The organism is Myxococcus sp. CA033, from assembly GCF_013336625.1.
Lineage (GTDB): Bacteria > Myxococcota > Myxococcia > Myxococcales > Myxococcaceae > Myxococcus > Myxococcus llanfairpwllgwyngyllgogerychwyrndrobwllllantysiliogogogochensis.
The window spans coordinates 231,629-255,352 of record NZ_JABUMU010000004.1 but is presented as its reverse complement, the minus strand read 5'-3'; the positions used below and the strand labels follow the sequence as shown (position 1 = coordinate 255,352).

General features: G+C 68.4%; 15 protein-coding genes. 5 read left to right on the top strand and 10 right to left on the bottom strand.

Translation table 11 applies throughout. The annotated features are described in order from the left end of the window. Positions 1-2: 2 nt before the first annotated feature. The 4 genes from HUA78_RS13835 to HUA78_RS13820 form a co-directional block, all read right to left on the bottom strand. Entirely contained in the window at positions 3-833 is an 831-nt protein-coding gene (locus tag HUA78_RS13835) for a hypothetical protein (protein WP_371745571.1), read from the bottom strand. Continuing rightward, the gene (locus HUA78_RS46415) at positions 830-1,393 is read right to left on the bottom strand and encodes a hypothetical protein (RefSeq protein WP_254623704.1); all 564 of its coding nucleotides are present in this window, start codon (positions 1,391-1,393) and stop codon (positions 830-832) included. The genes HUA78_RS13835 and HUA78_RS46415 overlap by 4 nt, the downstream gene beginning before the upstream one ends. Further along, positions 1,386-1,946: a hypothetical protein gene (locus tag HUA78_RS13825; protein WP_254623703.1), complete on the bottom strand. Its 561-nt coding sequence runs from the start codon at positions 1,944-1,946 to the stop codon at positions 1,386-1,388. Before HUA78_RS13825 ends, HUA78_RS46415 begins: the two co-directional genes overlap by 8 nt. A gap of 171 nt (positions 1,947-2,117) precedes the next feature. Further along, on the bottom strand, positions 2,118-3,446 hold the full coding sequence (locus tag HUA78_RS13820; protein ID WP_174476460.1) for a reverse transcriptase family protein: 1,329 nt from the start codon (positions 3,444-3,446) through the stop codon (positions 2,118-2,120). A 372-nt stretch (positions 3,447-3,818) separates the two neighbouring features. Here HUA78_RS13820 and HUA78_RS13815 point away from each other — a divergent pair, with 372 nt between their 5' ends. Next, complete coding sequence (locus tag HUA78_RS13815) at positions 3,819-4,142, top strand: hypothetical protein (RefSeq protein WP_174476459.1); 324 nt, start codon at positions 3,819-3,821, stop codon at positions 4,140-4,142. 209 nt (positions 4,143-4,351) lie between these two features. Here HUA78_RS13815 and HUA78_RS13810 read toward each other — a convergent pair whose 3' ends face one another. After that, a complete protein-coding gene (locus HUA78_RS13810) occupies positions 4,352-4,585 on the bottom strand; it encodes a hypothetical protein (protein WP_174476458.1) in 234 nt (77 codons plus the stop codon). Positions 4,586-4,855: 270 nt separating this feature from the next. Between HUA78_RS13810 and HUA78_RS13805 the strand changes: the two genes are divergently transcribed. Beyond that, positions 4,856-5,779, top strand: a complete 924-nt coding sequence (locus HUA78_RS13805; RefSeq protein WP_174476457.1) for an alpha/beta hydrolase-fold protein — start codon at positions 4,856-4,858, stop codon at positions 5,777-5,779. A gap of 11 nt (positions 5,780-5,790) precedes the next feature. Here the strand turns inward: HUA78_RS13805 and HUA78_RS13800 are convergent, their stop codons facing one another. The 4 genes from HUA78_RS13800 to HUA78_RS13785 form a co-directional block, all read right to left on the bottom strand. Beyond that, entirely contained in the window at positions 5,791-12,783 is a 6,993-nt protein-coding gene (locus tag HUA78_RS13800; RefSeq protein WP_174476456.1) for a type I polyketide synthase, read from the bottom strand. Between the two features lie 108 nt (positions 12,784-12,891). Beyond that, the gene (locus tag HUA78_RS13795) at positions 12,892-14,502 is read right to left on the bottom strand and encodes an NAD(P)/FAD-dependent oxidoreductase (RefSeq protein WP_174476455.1); all 1,611 of its coding nucleotides are present in this window, start codon (positions 14,500-14,502) and stop codon (positions 12,892-12,894) included. 12 nt (positions 14,503-14,514) lie between these two features. Beyond that, on the bottom strand, positions 14,515-15,558 hold the full coding sequence (locus HUA78_RS13790; RefSeq protein ID WP_174466598.1) for a fatty acid desaturase: 1,044 nt from the start codon (positions 15,556-15,558) through the stop codon (positions 14,515-14,517). A gap of 134 nt (positions 15,559-15,692) precedes the next feature. Then, a complete protein-coding gene (locus tag HUA78_RS13785; RefSeq protein ID WP_174476454.1) occupies positions 15,693-16,370 on the bottom strand; it encodes a TetR/AcrR family transcriptional regulator in 678 nt (225 codons plus the stop codon). A 236-nt stretch (positions 16,371-16,606) separates the two neighbouring features. On the opposite strand from HUA78_RS13785, the gene HUA78_RS13780 reads away from it, so the two are divergent. The 3 genes from HUA78_RS13780 to HUA78_RS13770 all read left to right on the top strand — a co-directional run bounded on the left by HUA78_RS13780 (position 16,607) and on the right by HUA78_RS13770 (position 22,545). After that, a complete protein-coding gene (locus HUA78_RS13780; RefSeq protein ID WP_174476453.1) occupies positions 16,607-17,800 on the top strand; it encodes an efflux RND transporter periplasmic adaptor subunit in 1,194 nt (397 codons plus the stop codon). Positions 17,801-17,812: 12 nt separating this feature from the next. Beyond that, positions 17,813-20,944, top strand: coding sequence for an efflux RND transporter permease subunit (locus HUA78_RS13775; RefSeq protein WP_174466595.1), 3,132 nt, complete (start codon positions 17,813-17,815; stop codon positions 20,942-20,944). Positions 20,945-21,048: 104 nt separating this feature from the next. Then, complete coding sequence (locus tag HUA78_RS13770; protein WP_174455146.1) at positions 21,049-22,545, top strand: pectin acetylesterase-family hydrolase; 1,497 nt, start codon at positions 21,049-21,051, stop codon at positions 22,543-22,545. 12 nt (positions 22,546-22,557) lie between these two features. Here HUA78_RS13770 and HUA78_RS13765 read toward each other — a convergent pair whose 3' ends face one another. Next, positions 22,558-23,718 (bottom strand): STM4014 family protein, encoded by a 1,161-nt coding sequence (locus HUA78_RS13765; protein ID WP_174455147.1) that lies wholly within the window; start codon positions 23,716-23,718, stop codon positions 22,558-22,560. Between the last annotated feature and the right edge of the window lie 6 nt (positions 23,719-23,724).

Here is a 23,724-nt window from a genome sequence, read left to right as displayed (position 1 = left end):
GGTCAGGTCGCGAGGGGGCGGGATTCCGGTGCGTCCTCCGCGCCCGAGGCCGACTCCATCCGCGTCACCTCTTGGCGAAGGTGCTCCAGCCATTCCAGGAGCCGTGCTTCCGGGAGGTGGTGTGAGCGGCTCTTCCAGAGGGCTCGCTCCAGTCCGTGAGGTGGCCGCAGGCGGACTCGCAGGGCCTTGTGGACGTGAGGCTCGGGATAGGCACGCAGGAAGGCCACCGCCAACGGGAGGGCCTGCTCCCGAGTCGCGCGTCCGCCCAGGTCGAGCAGGAAGACGAACAGGTCATCCGCGTGGCGCTCGGCGGTGGCGAGGTGCGGGTCGTGTTCGGTCTCGAAGTCGATGAGCCACGCGCGCTGTCCGGCCTCGTCATAGAGGAGGTTCTTCAGGTGGGCATCGCCGTGGGACCACGGGCGCGAGGCGTGGGGTGGCGTCAGACCATGGGCTCGATGCAGCTCGCGCGCGGCAGCCTCGACCATGGTTTGGGTGAGTCGGCCTTGCGCGAGCAGTCGGTCGAGGCGCTCACCAGGAAGGGCTTCCAGTGCGACGGCGCGGCCCCCGCGTGCCTCGGCGGCGCGGTCCGGGTGGAGGAGCGCGAAGGAATCCAGCTCCCAGTTCCGCCAGCGTTTCGCCGAGGGAAACATCCGGATGTGGCTGCGAGACAGGCGCAGGAAGACATTGCCCGCGGCAATCACCGCGCCCATGCCGGGTCGGCGCTGCTTGTGCCAGAGGGAGATCTCCGGTCGGACCTCCAGGGCCACGGTGTTGACGCGCACGGCGTCCATCGCGCTGGCGAGGCCGCGACTCCAGAGCTCCGTGAGCTTCACGCGCGCAGGTCCTCGTACCAGTGCACCACCGCGAGACAGCCCAGGCACCAGCAGCGGACCCAGCCGCGACCGACCAGCCCCCCGAGGAGCATCACTCCCGCCAGCATGATCACCGTACCCACGGCGCCCGGAGTACCGCCTGCTCGGCGAAGCAATGCGCGTCCGCTGCGCCAGGGGTGCTCGGAGCCATCCATCAGAAGGGGGAAGAGGAAGAGTCCCTGGACCTCGGCGGCGTAGAACGCGAGCACCGCGAGCACGAAGCCGAGCGCGTGCGGCAGTCCGAGGACGACGGCGAGCCCCCAGCAACCGAGGGCCGCGAGGAGTGCCCCGCCGTACTTGAGCGCGCCCCAGCGTCCCGCGTGTGGCAAGGCGCTGAGGACGGGCCGTCCTCGAACCTGGGCGAGTGCCTGCGCCATCCACATCACGCTGCTGACGAAGCCCCCGCGCCACGCTCCTCGGGCCTCGTGGGCGAGCGTCGAGCCCGGCGCGTCGTAGAGGTGGGCGGCGCGTGTCAGCAGCTCGGTGCCGCGTCGCCATGGGGAGCGCGGGCGGTCAGCCATGAAGGCCCTCGCGGACGAAGCAGAAGTGCGCCCAGGCGAGGAACGCGGTCGCATGGCCGCCGAGCAGGGTCCGATGCAGCAGGGTCTCCCAGGCATCGCACCGCCGACGGTGGAAGACGAACTCGTCGTAGCAGATGAGGACCACCGTCCCGATGAGGACGACGAGCACGGGCAGCAGGAACGCGAGCGGGCGGCGTGCCACCGAGGCGGCGCACATCAGCAGGAAGAGCGGGAAGCCGCCACCCGCCAGGGCGAGGAACTCCGCGCGGTGCTCGTTGGGGCCGACCCGCAGCTGGGCCACGCGGTGGTATCGCCAGTCCGCGACCCCAGCCACCGTCGCTGTCGTGCCTGCGAGGGCCACCACCCAGAGCTCCCAGGGGTAGCGCAGGGGCTCGGTGAGCCAGCAGAAGCGCGGCTGGCTCGACACGAGCGCCAGCGCCACGGCGAAGAGCGTGCCGGGCGCGAGCGAGGCCAGCAGGTTCGCGGCGTCGCGCAGTCGCGCCAGGGGGGCACGTGGCTGGAGGACGGTGAGCTGGGAGGCTGCGTTGGCCATGGCGGACCGCCGGGTGCACGGCGACGCCTCAAGAGCGCCGACGCCCGCGATTCTCGGCCCAAAGCATGCGGAGACGCCAGGAACAGCCACGGACCGCCGAGGCAGGCCCGCGCTTCATCCCGCCACGTGGTGTGGAGTTGCATCCCTGGGGTGATTCAAGAACCGGGGGCCTCACTCCCACGCAATCTGCTCGAAGATCGCGCGAAGCCTGGCTCCCCGAGTGGGGTTGAGCTGAGAGACCCAGGCCACCCGGCCGAGCAGGTGCTCGCGGAACTCGGGATGGCTCCCGGTGTTCTGGCTCGCGGGCCCTCGAGTGCGGCACAGGTGAAGGATGGCCTTCAGTCGGTCGTAGTCCGCCCGAGGCACGGAAGGGTGCTCATTGACCACCACACCCGCCAGTCGTTGCTGGCGACCCCGGCGCATCACGCGAGTCTTCTCGGTTCGCACCGTGAAGCCCTCCTCCCGAACGATTCGCGCCACGCATCGCAGCAGTCGGCCGGTGCTCCGCGCCAGGGCCTCGCCTCCCGAGAACGCAAGGTCGTCCGCGTAGCGCGTGTAGCGGGCCCCCAGCGCCGAGGCGAGCGCCGACAGACGAACATCCAGTCGGTATGCGGCGAGATTGGCGAGGGCAGGTGACGTAGGTGCGCCCTGGGCGAGGTGCCGGGACTCGAGCCTTCGTGCCAGTCGCCAGCGAGCGGTGAGCGCTTCTCCATCCGTCGACCGACGGGCCTGCTCCAGCACTCCGCTGGGCGTTCGGGTCGTGCAAAGCCCCGCGAGGGTCGTGGCCACGTCGTCGGGATAACCCGCGGCGCGGAACACCCCCCAGACGCGCGCTGGCTTCACGGAGAGGAAGAAGTCCTCCAGGTCCACGCGCACCACGACGGCCTGCCCCACGTGGGGCTCTGCGAAGCCGCGGACGCCTCGGCCCGCGACGAACCCGTATGCGGCCTCATGGGGCGGAATGACATCCAGGATGCCGTGCAGCACCTTGCGTTGGAGCCGCGAGAGGTCCAGCCCGGGTTGCTCCAGGAGGCGCTCACCGCCGCTGCGCTTCGGAATCCAGGTGTAGCGGTAGCGCCGCCACTGCCCTGGCGGGGTCATGCGTTCGAGTCCGCGAGCATCCGCCAGCCACCCCAATTGCGCGTCGGTCATCCCGAGCCAATCTGTGAGCTCCGCCTGGGTTGGGAGTGACGGAACGGGCCACGGTTGGCGGCCCATTTCCGGCTCGGTGGCGACCCAGTGGAGAATCTTCACGGGGGCGTGGGGATTGCCGCAGGCTCGCTGAAGGGCGGGACGCGTGGCGAGAATGTCCGCGAGCAGTTCGAAGCGGGCGTGCGGTGGCCGAGGGAAGAACCGTCGTGTGCTCCGTACGACCGAGAGGAGCCACGGCGTCCGGCCACCGATGACTTCGGCTCCGCGTTCGACGAGTCCCGCGGTCGTCCAGGGCCCGGAGAGGAAGGCGGATGCGAGCGCATTCGCCACGGCGATCCGTTTGCTCATGCCTCACTCGTGCGCCACGCGGCGGTTGGGACCCACCTGTCCCGTCTGGCGTGGCCCGCACTGCGGCTCGCCGCAGTCCCGGCCTCGCGTGGGGCTGTGCTCCTCGAAATCATTCCCCGGGGGTACCCCGGAGAGGCAGCGGACCGTGTCACCACGGACCGTCTACCCGCTGGGTATCCAAGCCGCCGCATGGCAGATGGCACCCTACAAGTCCCGGTGGTGGGTGGGAAGCGCGTTATCGCGCAGCTTTCCAACCCGAACGCATCACTTGGGCGGTGGCGTGCTCGGCGCGACAGTCCTGGGCGGGGGCGCCTGGGCCGAAGTGAGGGTGGCGTCCATCATGGCAACTCCTCTCATCCGAAGGAGTCGCACATGCGCATGTCTCGCCTTGCCATCGCGGTGGCCACGTTTTCTTTCCTGTCCCTCGCGGCCTGTGGCGGTGTGGAGGCCGCCGCCGATGCACCGGACAGCACGGCGCTTGAGAGTGTGGAGCAGGGCATTGGCATTCCACCCAACTGTCCGAACAATGACCTCGTGTACTGGCTGGAGAACGTCCAGGCCTGCGTCTCGAAGTGCGGCACGACTCGGAAGAACGGGCAGCCCGCCACGCTGTACGCGGGTTGCCAGTCGAATCTGACGCAGACGCGCACCCTCATCGATGTCAGGTACTGCGTCCCTGATTGCGAACTGGCGTGACAGACACTGTCCGGTCAAGCGCTGCAAGCACTCGAATCACTCAGCGGGTCTCTTGCAAGGAACTGGAGCGGCGTGGACGGCCATTGTGATATTATTGCAATGAAGTGGCTGTAGTCGTGACCGCTCCGGAGGGGCGCGAGTCCAGGACGTTCGAGGAACGAGGGACTCGCACTTTTGTGCGAGTCCCTTCCTGCGGTCATCCCGAGATGTCAGCCGCAGGTGCCCATGCCACGGCGCTGACAATCCGCCGTGTTGATGCAGAACGAACCGTCGACCGAACATCTGCCAATCAATCCCGCCTGCTCCCCTGACGTCAGCGTGGCGGGGTCCTCGGCAAACGCGCCGCCTCCGGAACGCGGTGGAGACTGCATGGACGTGGTGGCGAACAGGCCCGTGGTGAGGGCCATCATCATCGCTCCTCCAGCAACCAGCTTTCGCATCATCAGTCACTCCTGGGGTGTGAGGCGGCGGGAATGATGCGCCCGAAAGGCGTCAATCCAAGACAGGAATCTTCCAGGGACTGTCGCTCGACCGACAGCGCATGAAGGGATTGCTGGAGGGTTGTGTGCGGGTGTGATCCGAAACTGCTGGCTCCTGGAGACATTTGCACCTGAGTTGTAGTGGTCTCCCCGGTTTCGGGCTGTCGACTTTCGCCATGGGTTCGGGTTGTGCAGACTCAAGGAGGATTCAGGCGCTCATCGAGGGAGAACACCATGCGGCTTGGAGTGATTGCGCTGTCCATCGCGATGTGGACCGTCGCCTGCGGAGGCGGCGTCGAGGATGAAGGGTTTGAACAGTGGGGTGCGCAGTCCGCGAGGCTCGTCATCACGACCGAGGACCAGGTCGTGGCGCGACTGCCCGCGAGCACAGGGGCGATTTATGGCTATGCGGAGTACCTGCCGCCCGGATACCTGACGTCCCCCAACACTTCGTATCCGGTCATCATCCAATTGAATGGCCTGACGGAGTTCGGCACCTCCACCACGGAGGCGAACCTGCTGGAGGTCGTCTCCCGGCATGGGGCGCTGAAGAAGATTCGGACCACGAGCGAGGGCAAGGCGTACTTCGGTCAGAAGCAGGTGATCGTCTTCTCGCCTCGCGCCCCGACGAACTGGGTGCCAGCGGACCTGAACGCCTTCGTCGACTTCCTGGTGGCCAACTACCGAGTGGATCCGACGCGCATCTACCTCACGGGCCTCAGCTATGGTGGCTACGGAAGCTGGAAGTATGCGTATGAGTACGGCCACCGGCTGGCGGCGCTCGCGCCCATGGCCACCAACATCGGAACTCCGGGCCCCACCATCACCAAGCTGTTGAATGTGCCGGTGTGGGCGGTGCATTCGTATGCGGACGGCTCGTCGCTGTCCGCCGAGCGCTCCTGGATGCAGGGCGTGACGAAGAACTACGGACAGTTCCAACTGGTGGCGGTGGCACAGTCGACCACGACGCAGACGTACCTGTTCCCCGGCGCATCCAGTCCCACGTGGACGTCACAGGCCGGGGTGGTGGCGACCGGAACGGCCATCGGTCGCCTCACCGTGCTGCCGGGCTCAGCCCACGACTGCTGGACGCAGCAGTACAACAACTACGCGTTCTGGGATTGGCTCCTCGCGCAGCAGCGCGCTCCGGTGCCCTGAGTCCGTGAAGCTCACGCGGCTGACTGCGCGCGCTGGACCTGTCCCAGCATCAGGGTGGACAGCTCGCGCAGGGAGGGGCCGCTCACCACTTCCATCGTGGAGACCTTCACGCCCAGCTCGCCTTCGATGGCCGTGACGATTTCCAGGGCCATGATGGAGTCCATTCCCAGTTCACGCAGTGGCTGGGCCGTGTTCAGCGCCCCGTCCTGCGTGCGCATGACCCTCGCGACGATCCTCGACAGCGTCCGGGTGATGAACTCGCGGCGGGCCTCGTCATCGAGCCCCCCGAGGGCGCGCTCGATGAGCCCGCCACTCCGCTCCGCGTCGGCAGACGACTCCGGCGTCTCCAGCAGTCCAACGAGCCGGCGTGAGCCGCTCCAGGGAACGAGCGCTGCACCCAGCCGATTCCAGTCCACGTCCGCGATGGCCAGTTGCACGGGAGGGGCGTCCAGGACGCGTCCGAGCGCCTGGAGCGCGGCGTGGGTGGACAGGCCTCGCAAGCCCAGGTGTTCCAGGTGCTGGGCCACGTGGGCATTGCGCGCGACCAGCCCGGCTTCACCCAACGCACCCCACTGAATCGCCGTCGCCGCCAGTCCTTGCTTGCGGCGGTACACCGCTAGTTGGTCCAGGAAGCTGTTGGCCGCGACGTAGCTCCCCTGTCCCGCGTTGCCGATGAGCGAAGAGATGGAGGAGAAGAGAATCAGGTGGTCGAGTGGCAACGCTCGGGTCATGAGGTGCAGGTTCCAGGCTCCCTGTGCCTTGGCGGCCATCACCCGTTCCAGCGAGGCCCGGTCCAATCGCTCCAGGGGCTTGTCGTCCAGTGCGACCGCGCAATGGAAGACACCTCGTAGTGGCGGCAGCTCGGCGTGGAGCCGCGCGAAGATCTGCTCCAGGTCCGCATACCGGGCCACGTCCGCCGCGAGCGCATGGACCACTACTCCCTGAGCACTCCATGCGGCAAGGGCCTCGCGTGCTTCTTCGGACTGGGCCCCCCTGCGGCTCACCAGCACCAGGTGCCGCGCTCCTTGCTCCACGAGCCAGCGCGCCACCTCCAGGCCAAACCCTCCGAGGCCACCGGTGACGAGGTAGGTGGCGTCCGGTGCGAGTCGCTCGCGCCGCGCGGGCTGACGCACACGCAGCGCCGGGTCCTTCAGGGAGATGCACACCTTGCCGATGTGCTTGCCGCGCGCCATGGCGCGGAAGGCTTCTTCCACCTGACTCGCCGGAAAGGAGCGCGAGGGCAGGGGACGGAAGCTCCCCTCCTCGAAGCGTTGCATCACCTCCTGGTACAGCTCGCGCACTTCTTCGGGTCGGCTCTCCAGGAGTCGGTCGAAGTCCACGGCCGCGTACATCAGGTTCTCGTTGAACGGGCGCAGACGGAGCAACTCATCCTGCTCGAAGCTGGCCTTGCCCAGCTCGATGAACCGGCCGAACGGCGCCAGACAGTCGAGGCTTCGCGTCATGACTTCGCCGGGCATGAAGTTCAGCACCACGTCGACTCCGCGCCCGCCCGTCCAGGCGCGCACGTCCTCCGCGAAGCTTACGTCTCGGGAGTTGCTGATGTGCGTGAGGCCTTGGTCTCGCAGGTACTGACGCTTCTCTTCGCTGCCGGCCGTCGCGATGATGTCCGCGCCACACCACCGGGCCACCTCGATGGCCGCCAGACCCACGCCACCGGTGGCGCCATGGATGAGGATTCGCTCGCCCCGGCGCAGCCGGGCCACGCGCACCAGGGAGTGATACACGGTCAGGAAGACGATGAGGTTGGCGCCCTGTTCGAACGACAGGTGCTCGGGGAGCTTCACCACGTGGCCCGCGGGCAGCACCACGTGTGACGCGACGAAGCGCGGGGCGACGCCGTAGACGCGGTCTCCGACAGCGAAGTCCGTCACTCCCGCACCCACGGCGCTGATGCGTCCTGCGCCCTCCATGCCGATGGCGTCGCCGATATAGGTGTTCTGCTTCACGCGCGCCGAGAGCAGGCCCAGGGCCTTCATGATGTCCTTGAAGCCCAGGGCGGTGGTCTCCACCTCGATTTCGACTTCACCGGCATCGGGAGCGCGGCGCGCTCTCGCGACGAAGCCGAGCGTGTCGAGTCGGCCTTCCTCTCCCAGCACCAGCTCATGGCCCATGCCCTCGGGGACCGGCTCCAGCGGTTGGGTTCGCGAGAGGGCGGGGGACGTCATGAGAGAGCCGCGCACGAGGCGCGAGGCGTGGAACAGCCCACCGCGCTCGGCGACCTCCTGCTCCGTGCCCAGCCCGCTCAGGCGGACCAGCAAGGCCTCCACGCTCGACGGAGTCGCGTCCAGGTCCACCCAGGTGAGGCGAAGGTCCGGCCGCTCCGTCATGGCGGTACGGGCCAGCCCGAGCAGTGGTGCGTGTTCCAGCGAAGGGAGGTCCGACGGTGTCGGCGCAAAGGGGCGAGGTGTTGCGCCGAGCGCCATGCCTGCCGCCGAGCCGAACTCCGGCCGCTCCGTCATGGCGATACGGGCAAGACCGAGCAGTGGCGCGTGCTCCAGCGAAGGGACGTCTGGCTGTGTCGGCGCGACGGAGTGGATTTCGGAAACCCGTGAGGCTGCCTCCGCTTCGTCGAGCACGGACTCGGCGCGCGTCGTGACCAGGTAGTAGCGCTCGACCCGCCCTGGGCGCAGCGATTGGAGCACGCGCAGGAGGGCATCCGCAGCATCCGTTCCGCGCGTCACTGGAGCCTCGCTCTCGGGCGCTGAGTCCAGCCAGCGCAAGTCCACGAGCCGCACCCGCTCTTGCTCCATCCGCGCACCGAGAACGGCCTCCAGTGCCGAGGTGTCAGTGGCATGGTGCCAGCCACGCGCCCCTGACTCGGGCAGGGAGCCACCGAGCACCACCCACGTCACCTCTTCACGCACCTCCGGCTCCGAGGGCTCGATTCGCTCCCACCGCCGCAGGTACACCGAGCGCTCCAGGAGCGTCTCTTCGTCCGAAGCGGCCCGGGGCAACAGGCGGCAGGTGAAGCCAGTGACCTCGGCCACGAGGGTGCCGTCCTCGTGCATCAGCGTGATGTCACCGCGCAGGGTTCCTCCGCTCACGGACAGGAGTCGCCCGTGGGCAATCAGCTTCCGACCCGGGAGTGCGAGCAACTGGATGCGCTCGATGCCCGTGGGAACGATGTCGTGGTGCGCATCCTCCGTCGCTCCCGCGATGAGGCTGTGGAACGCCGCATCGAGCAACACGGGGTGCAGGTGGTAGCCGCGCTCGTCCACGGAGTCGGGGAGGGCAAGTCGCGCGAGCACCTCCCCCGGCGCGCGGTGCAACGCCACCACGGCGCGGAAGGCGGGGCCGTAGCGCAGCCCTCGGCGCTCCAGGGACGCGTACAGCGCCTCGGGTGTCGTCAGGTCCGACAGCCTGGCCTGGAGCGTCGCCACGTCCACGGTCCGGCTTCCCCGCCCCGAGGAGACGAGCTTGCCTCGCGCGCAGACCACGGGCTGCTGTTCCTCGTCCTGTCGCTGAACGAGGAAGCGGGAGGTCTCCGAGGAGAAGCTCAGGCGCACTCGCGGGTTCGCGGCTTCCCGGAGCAGCACCGCCGACGCGAGCTCCAGCTCCTCGATGCAGCAGCGCGCATCCCCCGTGAGCGCGTGCCGTGCCGCCAGCGCCAGCTCCACATGCCCCGCGCCCGGAAAGAGCAGGCTCCCGGCCACCTGATGGTCCGCGAGATAGGGCAGTGCCGCGAGGCTCAGCTCCGACGTCCACGTGGGTGACGGGCCGGGCTCGGAGTCCACCAGCATCGGATGTCCCACGAAGGCGCGTCGCCGGCGTGAGGAGCGGAGGCTCTCCTCCCAGTAGACCTTGCGCTGCCAGGGCGTGCGCGGGGCTCCCGCGAACGCTCCCGCTCCGAAGTAGCCCTGCCACGAGACACCCGCGCCCAGCACATGGAGCCTCCCCAGCGCGGTGGTCATCGTCTCCTGCTCGGGAGTCTCTCGCACGAGCGACGCGAGGACCTCTCCGCGGGCCTTCGACGCGCTCAGCACATCCCGGATGGACGAGGCCAGGACAGGGTGCGGTCCCACCTCGACGAACGTTCCATGCCCGTCCACCACGGCCTGCTGGAGCGCCTCCGCGAAGCGCACGGAGCCTCGGACATTGTTCCACCAGTACGTCGCGTCATGGCGCTCGGTCTCCACCATGCGTCGCCCCGACACCGTCGAGTAGATGGGAATGCGCGGCGCGCGGGGGCGCAGCGGAGTCAGGGCGGTGAGCAGCTCGCCCTGAAGCGGGTCCATGAGGGGGCTGTGATACGGCACCTCCACCTGGAGGAAGCGGTGGAAGCGCTGGGTGGAAGCCAGCTCCGCGGCCACGCGCTCCAGCGGTGCTCGCTCCCCCGCGAGCGTGACGGAGCGCGCGCTGTTGATGGCCGCGATGGCGATGCCAGGACCATGGCGCTGGACCTGGTCGAGCGCTTCATCCGGACCGAGTCCAACGGCCAGCATCGCCCCGTGTCCCGCCATCCGCTGCTGGAGCCTGCTGCGGTGAAACGCGGTGAGCAGCGCATCCCTCAAGTCCAACGCCCCGGATGCCCAGGCCGCGCCGACCTCTCCGATGCTGTGTCCCACCACGGCGTCGGGAATGATTCCCCATGAGGCCCACAGTCGCGTGAGCGCCACCTGCAGCACGGCGTTGGCGGGCTGGGCCACCTCCGTGCGGGTGATGCGCGAAGATGCCGCGTCCCGCGTCAGCTCCTCCGCGATGGACCTGCCGGAGATTTCGCGAAAGAGGGCGTCGCATTCCTCCACGGCGTCACGGAAGACGCGCTCGGTGGTCAGGAGCTGTCGCCCCATCGCCCACCACTGCGGGCCCATCCCTGTGTACACGAAGAGGAGCTTGCGTCCCTCGGGCGGCTCCGCGACGAAGTCCAATCCGGGCACATCGCGCTGGCCGTTCGCGAAGGCACGCAGTGTGGCCACCAGGGCTTCCCGGCTCGTGCCTCGGACGGCCAGGCGATGGCGCGGGTGCGAGCGGTGCACGGCTGCGTCGCGGCAGAGTTGTTCCGGTGTGCCGCGTCCCGCCTCCAGCCAGCCGGCGTAGCGGCCCGCGAGCTCGGCAAGGGCTTCGGGCGACTTCGCGCCCAGTGGAAGCAGGTGAGGGCGTCCCTCGGCGCGCCGGGGTGTCAGGGTGGCCACGCGCGGGGGCGGCTCGGCCAGGACGACGTGGGCGTTGGTGCCTCCGTAGCCAAAGGAGTTCACGCCCGCGACACGTGGCTCCGTCCCGCGAGGCAAGGACTCCGGACGCGTGGGGATGTGTAGCCCGAGTGCATCGAGCGGAATCCGAGGGTTCACCTTCTCCAGATGCAGGTGGGGTGGGACGGTGCCGTGCTTGAGGACGAGGGCCGCCTTGATGACGCCCGCCACTCCCGCCGCCGCTTCCAGGTGGCCCAGGTTCGTCTTGACCGAGCCCATCCGGCAGCGCTCTCCATCCGTGCGGCCCACGCCTGTCACCGTGCCGATGGCGTTCGCCTCGATGGGGTCTCCCACGGGCGTGCCCGTGCCATGTGCTTCGACATACGAGACGCGCAGCGGGTCGACGCCGGCCTTCGCGTACGCCTCGCGCATCACCGCCACCTGGGCTTCCGCGTTGGGCACGGTGATGCCCGGAGTCCGTCCGTCCTGATTCACGGCCGTGCCGAGGATGAGTGAATGGATGGGATTGCCATCGCGCAGCGCGGCGGACAGGGGCTTGATGACCAGCACCGCGGCGCCCTCGGCACGCACGTAGCCGTCCGCCTGGTCACTGAAGGCGTGGCAGCGTCCACGCGGGGACAGGAACTTCCCCTTGGACATGGTGACCTGCGTCTCCGGAAGGAGGAGCACGTTGACGCCGCCCACGAGCGCCGCGTCGCTCTCCTTCGCCCACAGGCTTTGACAGGCCAGGTGCAGCGCGACGAGCGAGGACGAGCAGGCCGTGTCCATGGAGACGCTGGGGCCTCGCAAGTCATAGAAGTACGACAGCCGATTGGAGAGCATCGTAAGCGTGCTCGCCGTCGCCGAGTGGCTGTCGAGCCGCTCCCGGTTGTCCGGGCTCGCGTGCAGGATGAGGTTGTCCATCATGAAGCCGCCGACGAAGACGCCGGTGCGGCTGCCCGCCAGCCCGCTCGGGGGCACACCCGCGTCCTCGAGCGCCTCCCAGGAGACCTCCAGCATCAAGCGCTGCTGTGGGTCCAGGGCGTTGGCTTCGCGCGGGGTGATGCCGAAGAAGCCGGGCTCGAACTCGCGAAGGTCCTGCTGGAGCAGTCCCGCGCGCTGGACATGGCTGCGCCCGGGGGCCCGGCCCGAGGCATCGTGGAACTTCTTCGGGTCCCATCGCTCCTCGGGGATGTCGACGATGCACTCGCGCCCCTCCATCAACACCTTCCAGAAGCTGTCCGTGTCCTCGATGCCTCCGGGAAGCCGGCAGCCGATGCCGACGATGGCCAGGGGCTCGTGCGAAGCGCCGGGTACAACGGCGGCACTGGCGCGAGGCGGGTTCAAACCGAAGCGGCGGCGCAGCTCCTCGGTGGGCTCCGGGCTGCGGGCTTCATGTCCCAGCACACCCTGGATGATTCGAGAGGGAGGGACGGTGCCCTTCGCGTCGCGGACGACGGCGCGCACCTGGGCGGTGGCCACCGGACGCTCGGGCTCCGAGGGGCGTCGGAACTCCTGCTGGAAGTAGAGCCATTGCTCGTCCCACGCCACCAGTCGCGTGCCCAGCTCGTACTTTTCGAACAGGCGCAGCGAGCCCCGGAACTGGAGCGACGTTTCTCCGACGGGGACGACCCAGCGGTGTTGAAGCAGGTCCGACAGGAGGCCCGCGCGCACGAGCAGGTCCACGCGGCCCAGGTCCATCATCGCCAGATAGCGGCTGTTGTTCATGTGGCCGAAGAGGTCCAGGTCCGTGGGCAGGACGCGCCACTGCGTGACGCTTTCCTCCAGGGGGCCCAGCCGTCCTCGGGTCTGTCCGCGCAGGAGGGTCTGGAGCAATCGGAGCGAGGGCTTCATGGTGAGTCCTTTCGGGCGAGGCAGGGGCGTCCGGACATGCGCCGGCGCGGCGGTCACCCGGTTCGCGGGCGCCGTCAGAAGAGGTGGAGAGAGGAGGCGTCGCGACCGTCAGGCCGCGCGGAGCGAAGAAGACTGGCGGACGATGTCGCCCAGGACGTTGCGTCGCAGGATGACGGAGGCGGCGAGGACGCCGGACATGAGCGATGCGCCCACGCCGACGGAGACGGCGTCCTGTCCCACGAGGAGCAGGTCGCGGATGGGAAGCCGCGAGCGGAGCCAGGGTTGCCGGAAGCGCTCCGGGCTGTGCTCCAGTCCGTAGATGGAGCCCTGCAAGCGATTGGAGAAGTGCGCGGTGCTGAGTGGCGTGGACAACTCCTGGTGCTCCACCCTCCCGCGCAGCCGAGGGAACTGGGCGAGGACGACGGAGAGCAGTCGCTCGGAGAGCTGTGCCTTGAGGGCCTCGTACTCGGGCCCTCGCCGATGCCAGCGCGTGCCCTCCCATTTCTCGAACCAGGAGTAGGGCACGGGACACAGGGCGGTGAGCGTGGAGCGCCCCGGGTGGCGCTGAGCCCACGAGGGGTCCCTCGCGGAGGAGGAACTCAGGTAGACGACGGGAAGCGGCGCCGAGGCGTCAGCCCTGAACGCGCGCAGGTTCGCGTCGTGGTCATAGCCGGCGTGGACCCACACGTTGGTGGCGGGCAGGCCCACCTCCTCGGGTGTGCCTCGGAGGCCCAGGTACAGGCCGAGGTGTCCGATGGACTGGGGAATCCGTTGGAGCGCTCGCACGGCCTCGGGAGGTCGCCAGGCCTCCGGGAGCAACACCCCCAGCGTCTGCGCCGCGCCCGCTCCGCTGACGACATATCGGGCCAGGAGCTCTTCGCCGCTGGCGAGGCGCACGCCCAGGGCACGACCGTCTCGTACGAGGATCTCCTTCACCTCGGCACGGACGCGAACCTGTCCCCCGGCGCGGGTGATGACCGGGGCGATGTGGCCCAGGATGCTTCCGGCGCCACCCACGGGATAGCAGCCGCCCTCCAGGTAGTACTCGGCCATGAGGGCGTGCATGGCGAAGCTGCTGTCTCCGGGAGGAAGGGCGTAGTTGCCCCATTGGCCGGTGAGGACACCCAGCAGGCGCGAGTCCGACGTGAGCGAGCGCAACACGTCCCGCGTCGTCCGGTTCGAGTGGCGGCGGAAGGGCCAGCCGAGCGCGGGATAGGTGAGCGGCGTCAGCCAGCGGGGGAGGACGTGCTGGATGAAGTAGCGCTGGGATGCTCGCTCCACGCCGCGCAGCAGCTTCAGGTACGTGGCGATGGCCTTGCGTTCGGCGGGGAAGGCGCGGCCCAGCTCGGCCTCGAACGCCTCCGCGCCGGTGACGAAGTCGTAGCGCTGGTCGTCGAAGACGAGCCGGTCATAGACGCGGTCCATCCGCGCCCAGCCGAGCGCTCCGTCGGTGACGAAGTCGAACACGCGTCGCAGCGGAGCGTCGGGGTCATGCAGCTTGCCCAGGCAGTGCACGCCGACATCCCACTCGTAGCCCTTGCGTTGGAAGGTGTGGGTCATTCCTCCGGCGACGGAGTGGCGCTCCAGCACGAGCACCTTCAGGCCGTGCCGCGCGAGCACCGCCGCCGCGCCCAGTGAGCCGATTCCCGAGCCGATGAAGATGGCGTCGAAGGGCGCACCCCTCGCGGGCGCGTCAGCGCGTTGAGAAGGAAGTGTCATGGAGTGAACCTTTCAGTCCCGGGCCGGCGCGGGAGGTGTCGCGGTGGCCAGACGCCAGAGCAGCGCGGGGAGGCCGACGACAGGCCTCAGGAAGAAGTGACGCCGCTGCTCCGGGGTCAACAGGCGGCGCAGGAAGAAGTGCAGACGAAGCTGCTGGTACCAGGGCAGCGCGGGCGCCAGGTGATGCGCCAGATGACACGGCTGTCCCCAGGGCCCGCCTCCGAGGAGCAGCCCCCAGAACCCCAGGCCCAGCTCTCGCGTTCCATTCACCCGGTCCAGGGGCATGAAGAGGTGCTCGGTGCTCTCGCGGAGCCGGTCCAGGACGAAGCTGAGCCAGCTGCCGACGAGGAACAGCGCCACCCCGGTGAAGAGAAAGCCATGCAGCCAGGTGGCCAGCACCGCGCAGAGCGCGAGGTACGCGTTGGTCAGCGCGACAGAGAGCCGGCGGCTGCGAGTGTGTTCCTGGGGCCGCCACGGGAAGTAGTCCGAGTGGCTGAGCATGGGCGCCAGCGGGAGCAGGCTGCCCAGGAGCCGACGGAAGCGGACGAAGTGGGTGAAGGAGCCGTCGTCGGGCGTCCCCAGGCTCCGGTGATGACTCGCATGGGCCTCCGCGTAATGGAGCGGGTCCGCGAGGAAGAGCCGACAGGCATTGTTCGCGAGCACCCGCAGCCCCCGCGCGACGCGGCCCCTGCCGAGGATGAGGAGGTTGTGCGCGGCGCCCTCGTGGACGCTGAAGGTGACGATGCCGCACACCAGAAAGCCATGCACCGCGCCCGACACCATCCCCGCCAGCACCGTGCCGCCAGGGGTCGACAGGGGCCACGGCAGGAGGGAGGGCAGTAACGTCAGGGATAGCAGGTCCGCCGCGAACAGCCCCAGGAGCAGGAGCACGTTGACGGTGTCATGAAGCGCGGGGTGCGCGCGGAACTGTGATTGATAGTCGCGGGCCCGGTTCCGGATGGCGTCGAGCTGCGGCTGGGTGAGGACGGGAAAGGCTCCGAGCGCGAGCTGCTGGTACGCGGCGGCCCGCTGCTGGTCATCGGGATTCAGATTCATGGAGTGGAGAGCCGTGGCGACAAGCGCTGGAGGTGCAATCAGGATGTATTTGATTGCACCCCGGCTCAACTCGCATGGCTGCTCACATTCGCGTCTCCGAGGGGAACGGGGGCCTCGGAGCGTGCTCCACGGGCCTATTGCTCATATTTCTGTCGAGGCGCGGTGGACGTGTGCGGCGGGTGGCTGAGTGCCGCGGGCTCCAGGCGGAGGTAGCCGAGCACGAGCGCGCACAGTTCCTCCGGGAACGCTTCGTTCGTGAGGTAGTCGGGGCGGTCCATGCCCGCGGAATGGCAGAGCGCCTCCAGCGTGTGGACGATGATGAAGACGGCCATGTCCAGCTCACGCGGACGGATGTCCTCCAGTCGCGCCGCGAGGAAGGTTCTCACGAGACGGGAGAGCTGTTGCTCGAAGGCGTCCACGTAGCCCAGCGGACGCAGCACCGGCAGCAGGACATGCCGGAGCGGATCAAGCTGGGAGCGCAGCCGCTTGCTGGAGAGGATCTGCTGGATGATGGCGCGGACCGCGATGTTCAGCGGCGCCGAGGCGAAGTCGCGCAGCGCCGTCTCGAGCTCCGCGAGCCACCGCGTGCCGTGGTGCTCCAGCACGGCGAACACCAGCCCCTCCTTGTTCGGGTAGTACTGGTAGAGCGAGCCGATGCTGACGCCGGCCTCCTGCGCGATGTGGTTGGTGGTCGTGGCCTCGTAGCCGTCACGGATGAGGAGGCGGGCGGTGGCGGTGAGGATGGCATCGCACGTGGCCTGGGCCCGCTGCTGGCGAGGGTGCTTCCGACGAGAAGAGGGGGTGCGCGGCATCACGGCTCCTTGAGCTGTCCCCAAGCATTTCAAGGAGCGGTGCTCACGGTCCAATCGGGATTTCCAGCGCCTTGTCAGACTACCGGGGGCACTTTCGTAAGTGTCCAGCGATTTTCGCCCCGTGGGGTTCGCTCCAATGTTCGTCAGGTTTTGGTGGCAGGAACCCACGCTTTCGATAGAGGAAGGGGCGCGCTGATGGCTGGCGCCCTGTTCCCATCCCCGCTCCCGAGGTTTTCATGTGGTCTCGCTCGCGCTCGCTCCGGCTGGCGCTCGTTGGAATGTCGTCCTGCGCCGCGCTGCTGGCCGCCTGTCAGAAGGCAGCCCCGCCGCAGGAGTCCTATGGGCCTTCCCAGGTCACCGTCGTCACCCTGAAGGCGGAGTCCGTACTCCTGACCCGGGAGCTGCCGGGTCGTACCAATGCCTTCCTCGTCGCCGAGGTGCGGCCCCAGGTCAACGGGCTGGTCCAGCGCCGGCTGTTCACGGAAGGGGGCGTGGTCAAGGCAGGCCAGCCGCTCTACGAGCTTGAGGACGCGACCTACCGCGCGGACTACGGCAGCGCCAGGGCGGCGCTCGAGCGTGCCCAGGCGACCTTGACGTCAGCTGCCCTGACCGCCAAGAGGTCGGCCGAGCTGACCCGGCTGGAGGCCGTCACCGCGGCGGACAACGAGAAGGCGATTGCCGCCCTGGGCCAGGCGGAGGCGGACGTGAAGGCCGCCCAGGCCGCGTTGCAGCGAGCGAGCGTGACGCTGAACTACGCCCGCATCACCTCACCCATCGCCGGGCGCATCGGCAAGTCGTCGGTCACCCAGGGCGCGCTCGTCACGGCCAATCAGCCGACGGCGCTCGCGGTGGTGCAGCAGTTGGATCCTCTCTACGTCGATGTGAGCCAGTCCAGCGGCGAGCTGCTGCGGCTGCGCAAGGAGCTGAGCGCTGGGACGCTCAAGAGCACCGACAGCACGCCGGTGACCATCCTCCTCGAGGACGGCAGCCGCTACGAGCACGCCGGCTCGCTGACGTTCTCCGACGTGACGGTGGACCCGGGCACGGGCAGCTTCGCGCTGCGCGTGACGGTGCCCAACCCCGACCAGTCCCTGTTGCCCGGCATGTACGTCCGCGCCCTCGTGGGCAACGGGCTGCGCCAGCAGGGGCTCCTCGTGCCTCAGCAGGGCATCGCCAGGGACCCGAAGGGAAACGCCACCGCCCTGGTGGTGGGCAAGGACGGCAAGGTCGAGCCGCGCGTCGTCCAGGCCAATCGGACGGTGGGCGACCGGTGGTTGGTCGACAGCGGCCTGGTCGAGGGTGACCGGGTCATCATCGAAGGCCTCCAGAAAATCCAACCGGGGATGCCGGTCCAGGCGACCGAAGCCCCCTCGACTGTCGCGAAGCCAGGGGAAGCCGAACCCCTGGTCCCCGCGAAGTCCCAAGAGTGACCGGACCTTCACATGGCACGATTCTTCATTGATCGACCGATCTTCGCCTGGGTTCTGGCGATCATCATCATGATGGCCGGCGCGCTGTCCATCACCCAGCTTTCCATCGCGCAGTACCCGGCCATCGCGCCCCCCACGGTGACGGTGAACGCCGTCTATCCCGGTGCCTCCGCGAAGGCCATCGAGGACTCCGTCACGCAGGTCATCGAGCAGAGCATGAAGGGGCTCGATGGGTTGCTCTACATGTCGGCGACGAGCGAGTCGAACGGCTCGGCCAACATCATCCTGACGTTCCGCAACGGCACCGACCCGGACATCGCGCAGGTGCAGGTGCAGAACAAGCTGCAGCTGGCGACGCCGTTGTTGCCGCAGACCGTGCAGCAGCAGGGCATCTCCGTGAGCAAGGCGAGCACGGGCTTCCTGCAGGTGATTGGCTTCGTCTCCGAGGACGGCAGCATGTCGGGCGACGACATCCAGGACTTCGTCGCCACGAACATGGTGGACCCCATCTCCCGCGTTCCCGGAGTGGGCGCCACCCAGGTGTTCGGCACGAAGTACGCGATGCGCATCTGGCTGGACCCGAACAAGCTGGACACCTACACGCTGACGCCGACCGACGTCATCGGCGCCATCCGGGCCCAGAACCAGCAAGTGGTGGTGGGGCAGTTGGGTGGAACGCCCGCGGTGCAGGGCCAGCAGCTCAACGCGACGGTGACGGCGCAGGACCGCCTCCAGACGGCGGAGCAGTTCCGGAACATCATCGTGCGCGGCAATTCGGAAGGCTCCCTGCTGCGGCTCGGGGATGTGGCCCGGGTGGAGCTGGGCTCCGAGGACTACAGCGTCATCAGCCGCTACAACGGCAAGCCCGCCACCGGCGTGGCCGTGTCGCTGGCCACGGGCGCCAACGCGCTGGAGACGGCACAGGGCATCACCGCCGCGCTGGAGGAACTCAAGCCGCTGCTGCCGAAGGGAATGAAGGCGGTGGTGCCGTTCGACACGACTCCGTTCGTGCGAGTGGCCATCATGGGCGTCGTCTCGACGCTGCTCGAGGCCATCCTCCTGGTGTTCCTGGTGATGTACCTGTTCCTCCAGAACTTCCGCGCGACGCTGATTCCGACCATCGCGGTGCCCGTGGTGCTGCTGGGGACGCTGGGGGTGCTCACCGCGTTGGGGTACTCGGCGAACATGCTGACGATGTTCGCGATGGTGCTCGCCATCGGTCTGCTCGTCGATGACGCCATCGTCGTCGTCGAGAACGTCGAGCGACTGATGAGCGAGGAGGGCCTGTCTCCCCTGGAGGCCACCCGCAAGTCGATGGATCAGATCACCAGCGCGCTGGTGGGCATTGGCGTCGTGCTCTCCGCGGTGTTCGTGCCGATGGCGTTCCTCGCGGGCTCCACGGGTGTCATCTACCGGCAGTTCTCGGTGACCATCGTGACGTCCATGGCGCTCTCGGTGCTGGTCGCCATCGTGCTCACGCCGGCGCTCTGCGCGACGCTGCTCAAGCCGATTGCGAAGGGACACCACGCGAAGGAGACGGGGTTCTTCGGGGCGTTCAATCGCGGGTTCGACAAGAGCAATGCGCAGTACCAGCGGGCGGTGCGCGGAATCCTGTCGCGGAGCAAGCGCTTCATGCTCGCCTTCGTCGCGATGGTGGCGGTGATGGTGGTGTTGTTCCTGCGCCTGCCGAGCTCCTTCCTTCCTTCCGAGGACCAGGGCTTCCTGTTCGCGATGGTGCAGACGCCCGTGGGTGCGACGCAGGAGCGCACCATGAAGGTGATTGAGCGGGTGGAGCGGCACTTCCTCGAGAGCGAGAAGGACACCGTCAACGCGATGTTCAGCGTGCAGGGCTTCAGCTTCGGCGGCAGCGGTCAGAATGCTGGCGTCGCCTTCATCAGCCTCAAGGACTGGGCCGAGCGGAAGGCGCCCAATCTTGGCGTCAACGCCGTGGCGGGTCGGGCCATGGGAGAGCTGGCGCAGATTCAAGATGCGCTCGCCTTCGCCTTCCCGCCTCCCGCGGTGGCGGAGCTGAGCACCTCCGCGGGCTTCTCCTTCTTCTTGAAGGACAACGTCGGTCTGGGCCACGAGGCGCTGACCGCCGCGCGCAACCAGTTCCTCGGCGCGGCGTCGCAGAGCAGCCTGCTCGCGAACGTGCGTCCGAACGGACAGGAGGACACGCCCCAGTTCCGCGTCGACGTCGATGTCGCGAAGGCCTCCGCGCTCGGCCTCGCGACCGCGGAGATCAACAACACGCTCTCCGTGGCGTGGGGTGGGCAGTACATCGACGACTTCATCGACCGGGGTCGCGTCAAGCGGGTGTTCATCCAGGCCGATGCGCCTTTCCGGATGGCCCCCGAGGACTTCAACCGCTGGTCGGTGCGCAACGTGAAGGGTGAGATGGTTCCGTTCTCGGCCTTCGCGAGTCCGCGCTGGGGTTCGGGTTCGCCTCGGCTCGAGCGCTTCAACGGCGTGTCGGCGATGGAGATGAACGGCGAGGCCGCTCCGGGCGTCAGCTCCGGTGTGGCGATGGCCGAAGTGGAGCGGCTGGTCTCCCAGCTTCCGCCCGGTGTGGGCCTGGAGTGGACGGGGCAGTCGTACCAGGAGCGCGCGGCGGGCGCGCAGACCCCGTTGCTCTACACGCTCTCGCTGCTGCTGGTCTTCCTCTGCCTGGCGGCGATGTACGAGAGCTGGACGATTCCCACCGCCGTGCTGCTCGTGGCGCCGTTGGGAATTCTCGGGACGGTGCTGGGAAGCACGCTGCGGGGCATGGACCGCGACGTCTACTTCCAGGTCGCGATGCTGACGACCGTGGGACTCTCCAGCAAGAACGCCATCCTCATCGTCGAGTTCGCGAAGGAGAACCTCGACAAGGGCATGGAGTTGATTGAGGCGACGTTGAGCGCGGTGCGCTCGCGTCTGCGGCCCATCCTGATGACGTCGCTGGCGTTCGGCTTCGGCGTGACGCCGTTGGCGATTGCGTCCGGCGCGGGCTCGGGCGCGCAGCGAGCCATTGGCACCGGCGTGCTCGGTGGCATGATTGTCGGCACGTTGCTGGGCATCTTCTTCGTGCCGCTGTTCTTCGTCGTCGTGCAGCGGTTGTTCAACCGACGCAAGCCCGTGTTGGACACGCCTCCCGAAGCCTGAGTCGAAAGGCTTCCAGGCTGGAGTCCGCCTTCGTGGCGGGCTCCGGCCTCGGGAATCGAAACAGGACCTCCGCAACTCTCTGGAGTGTCGCGGGTTGAGAGGGAATGCGCTCCCTCCTCCTGCTGCTCCCCGTCGTCCTGACCTGTACCGCCTGTGGTGAGGCGGAACCTCACCATGCGCCCCTCTCCGAGGTGGGCGCCACGGGCCCATCGCTCGAAGCCGTGGCGACGGCGTGTGTGCCTGGAGCCTCGGTATCCTGCTCCTCGCTTGCGTCCGCCTGGTCCGGGGGAACGGCCACCTGTCGGCCTTCGGGCAATGGCTACAACGTGACCGCGTGTACTCGCGCCGGCAATCCCATGCGCCGGCTGACGGAGACGGTTCGCCCGGCGCTTCGGGACGCCCGCTGGACGGATGCCCGGTGCAACCTGGGCGACGAGTTCGTCCTGGAGGTCACCTTCCCCCCAGTTCCTCCGGGAGGGGCTCTTCCGACGCAGTGGGTGCTGCGCCTCGAAGGCGGTGGCTTCTGCGCGTTCGACAGCGAGAGTCCGTTGGGTGGCTGCGGCAATCGGGCCATCGACCTGGTGTCGTCGGTGAACCTGCCGGCGGACCGGGCGCTGCGTGAGCGCGATCCCGCGAGCCCCGACGACTTCAGTGGCGCCATCGATGTGCTTGGCCATTACTGCTCGAGTGACTTGTGGACGGGTACGGCACTGGATGCGCCCGACATCACCTACAAGGGGACGCAGCGGGATTGGCGCTTCACGGGGGCCTACAACGTGGAGGCGATGCTCGCCGTGCTCGTCGAGCGGTATGGCCTGGACGACAACAAGCCGCTGCGCGTGTTGTGGCGGGGCGGCTCGGCGGGAGGCTTTGGCGCCTTCAACAACACGCATCGCGTCGTGAAGCGACTCCCCAAGGCCGCGAAGGCGGGACGGCTGCTTGTCTTTCCGGGCGCCGGGTACCTGCCGCTCGACTGGAATCACCCAGACTATCCCGTGCTGGGGATTGGCTCGGGGCTGGAGGCCTTCGAGCAGTTGACGAGCATCTGGAAGTCTTCGCTCACTCCGTCCTGTGTGGCCGCGCGCACACCGGGGGACCCCGTACATCCTCCGCACGAGTGCATCAGTGGTCCGGTGCTCTACGACATCATCACCGCACCCGTGTCGGAAGGGGGCTTCGACCTGCCCACGCTTGTCTGGCAGAACCGCCAGGACCAGCTCTACATGTCGAACACCGGGCTGCCGTTCCAATCGACGACCAACACCCCGGCGGAGCGCGCGGCCCGTGCCACCTGGGTGGAGTCCATGAACCGGGCCATGGGAATCACTGGAGACAACACGTCGTCGCGCATGAAGTGGCTCTTCGCGCCGAGCGACCCCGTCGTGCTCCGCGCCAACGGCACCACCGAGCCGAACGTGCATGCGGCGCTGCTCTACAACAGCGACCCTCCGACGGGGCCCGCCAACTCGCTCACCTCGGTGCTCTCGCGGTTCTGGAACACGATGCTCGACTCGGCTCCTGGGCGGGGTCGTGCCACTGGCGAGGTGCACACCTTCGATTGCAACTGGGTGCCCTCTCGCGACGCCACGGGCTGCGACTGACGCCGGTGAGCGTCAAGGTCTGGGAGGAGAGGCATTGGCACGAGCCAGTGCCAGTGCCTCGCGAATCTCCCACTCGTAGACGCTGAATCCCTCGCGCTGCAGGCCGGGCAGCAGGTCGCCGAAGGCGTTCGCCTCCACCACGCGGTGCCCGGTGAAGTGCTCCTCGAACATCAGGTCGATGCCCACGTGAAGGCAGTCATGGGCCCGCGCCACCACGCGGCAGCTCTCCATCGCGGCCTTCCATTCGTTGCGCGGCACCGCTGCTTCCAGCTCCTCCGGCTCCCCACGCCAGCCGCCCAGGTGCAGGTTGGTGATGGGGCCTCGGCTCTGGCGCACCACCGTGAAGGCGGGCTCCCCACCCACCGTGAGCACCCGACAGTCGAAAGTGTCGCCGCCCAGTCGCGCCTTGGAAATCGAGCGCTCCACCTGTGAGCCCTCGCGCAGCAGGAAGCCCAGCACGTCCTCCACGCGCTCCGGCTCCGTGATTCGACGCACCTTGAGCGAGTTGTACCAACCCGTCGGTGCCTGCTCGATGGTGGTGACCAGCGACTCCCTCTCGCGGTGCCTGCGGAAGATGGCCAGACACGACGCTGACGAGCCGCAGGACACCTTCACGAAGACCTCGCGCCAGTCCTCATCGTCCATCCGCTCGCGCAGCGACGCCGCGTCCGTCACCCCGTCCAAGGGCTCCGGCACGGGCACACCCAACGCCGCGTACCTCCGCGAGGTGATGCGCTTGTCGAACAGGTCCGCGATGCTCGCGGGCGACTGGAGCACCCTCCAGCGAGGCCGCTCCCGGAACACCGCCTCCAGCTCGGAGAGGACTCGCAGGAAGCCCAGGTGCCCCTGTCGTGGAGCCAGGATGCGCCCGTGGTCCTCGACGAGCGCGTCCACGTCCTCCGGCGCGAGCACCTGACAGCCATGCTCCAGCGCGTCTTCATGGCCGCGCTTGAGCAGCGCCTTCTCCACCTCCCAGCTCTCCCCCGCGGCGTCGATGCGGACAAAGGCGTCCGTGTCGGGCAGCCGCGCGAGGAGGGCGGGGTGCTTCACCAGCTCCCGCCAGGGCACCACCCTCGCGGGAGGAAGGCCCTGGCGGGCCAGCGCGTCCTGGAACAGCGTGACGCGCCGGTTCTCGGCGTTGCCGATGAGGATGAAGTCAGGCACCGCCGTCATGGAGTG

Excerpts from the sequence above, each read along its gene's own strand:
- HUA78_RS13805 (WP_174476457.1), top strand. The coding sequence starts at position 4,856 with ATGCGGCTTGGAGTGATTGCGCTGTCCATCGCGATGTGGACCGTCGCC.
- HUA78_RS13820 (WP_174476460.1), bottom strand. The coding sequence starts at position 3,446 with ATGAGCAAACGGATCGCCGTGGCGAATGCGCTCGCATCCGCCTTCCTC.
- HUA78_RS13785 (WP_174476454.1), bottom strand. The coding sequence starts at position 16,370 with ATGCCGCGCACCCCCTCTTCTCGTCGGAAGCACCCTCGCCAGCAGCGG.
- HUA78_RS13810 (WP_174476458.1), bottom strand. The coding sequence starts at position 4,585 with ATGATGCGAAAGCTGGTTGCTGGAGGAGCGATGATGATGGCCCTCACC.
- HUA78_RS13795 (WP_174476455.1), bottom strand. The coding sequence starts at position 14,502 with ATGACACTTCCTTCTCAACGCGCTGACGCGCCCGCGAGGGGTGCGCCC.
- HUA78_RS13770 (WP_174455146.1), top strand. The coding sequence starts at position 21,049 with ATGCGCTCCCTCCTCCTGCTGCTCCCCGTCGTCCTGACCTGTACCGCC.
- HUA78_RS13765 (WP_174455147.1), bottom strand. The coding sequence starts at position 23,718 with ATGACGGCGGTGCCTGACTTCATCCTCATCGGCAACGCCGAGAACCGG.
- HUA78_RS13825 (WP_254623703.1), bottom strand. The coding sequence starts at position 1,946 with ATGGCCAACGCAGCCTCCCAGCTCACCGTCCTCCAGCCACGTGCCCCC.
- HUA78_RS13815 (WP_174476459.1), top strand. The coding sequence starts at position 3,819 with ATGCGCATGTCTCGCCTTGCCATCGCGGTGGCCACGTTTTCTTTCCTG.
- HUA78_RS13775 (WP_174466595.1), top strand. The coding sequence starts at position 17,813 with ATGGCACGATTCTTCATTGATCGACCGATCTTCGCCTGGGTTCTGGCG.
- HUA78_RS13780 (WP_174476453.1), top strand. The coding sequence starts at position 16,607 with ATGTGGTCTCGCTCGCGCTCGCTCCGGCTGGCGCTCGTTGGAATGTCG.
- HUA78_RS13800 (WP_174476456.1), bottom strand. The coding sequence starts at position 12,783 with ATGAAGCCCTCGCTCCGATTGCTCCAGACCCTCCTGCGCGGACAGACC.
- HUA78_RS46415 (WP_254623704.1), bottom strand. The coding sequence starts at position 1,393 with ATGGCTGACCGCCCGCGCTCCCCATGGCGACGCGGCACCGAGCTGCTG.
- HUA78_RS13790 (WP_174466598.1), bottom strand. The coding sequence starts at position 15,558 with ATGAATCTGAATCCCGATGACCAGCAGCGGGCCGCCGCGTACCAGCAG.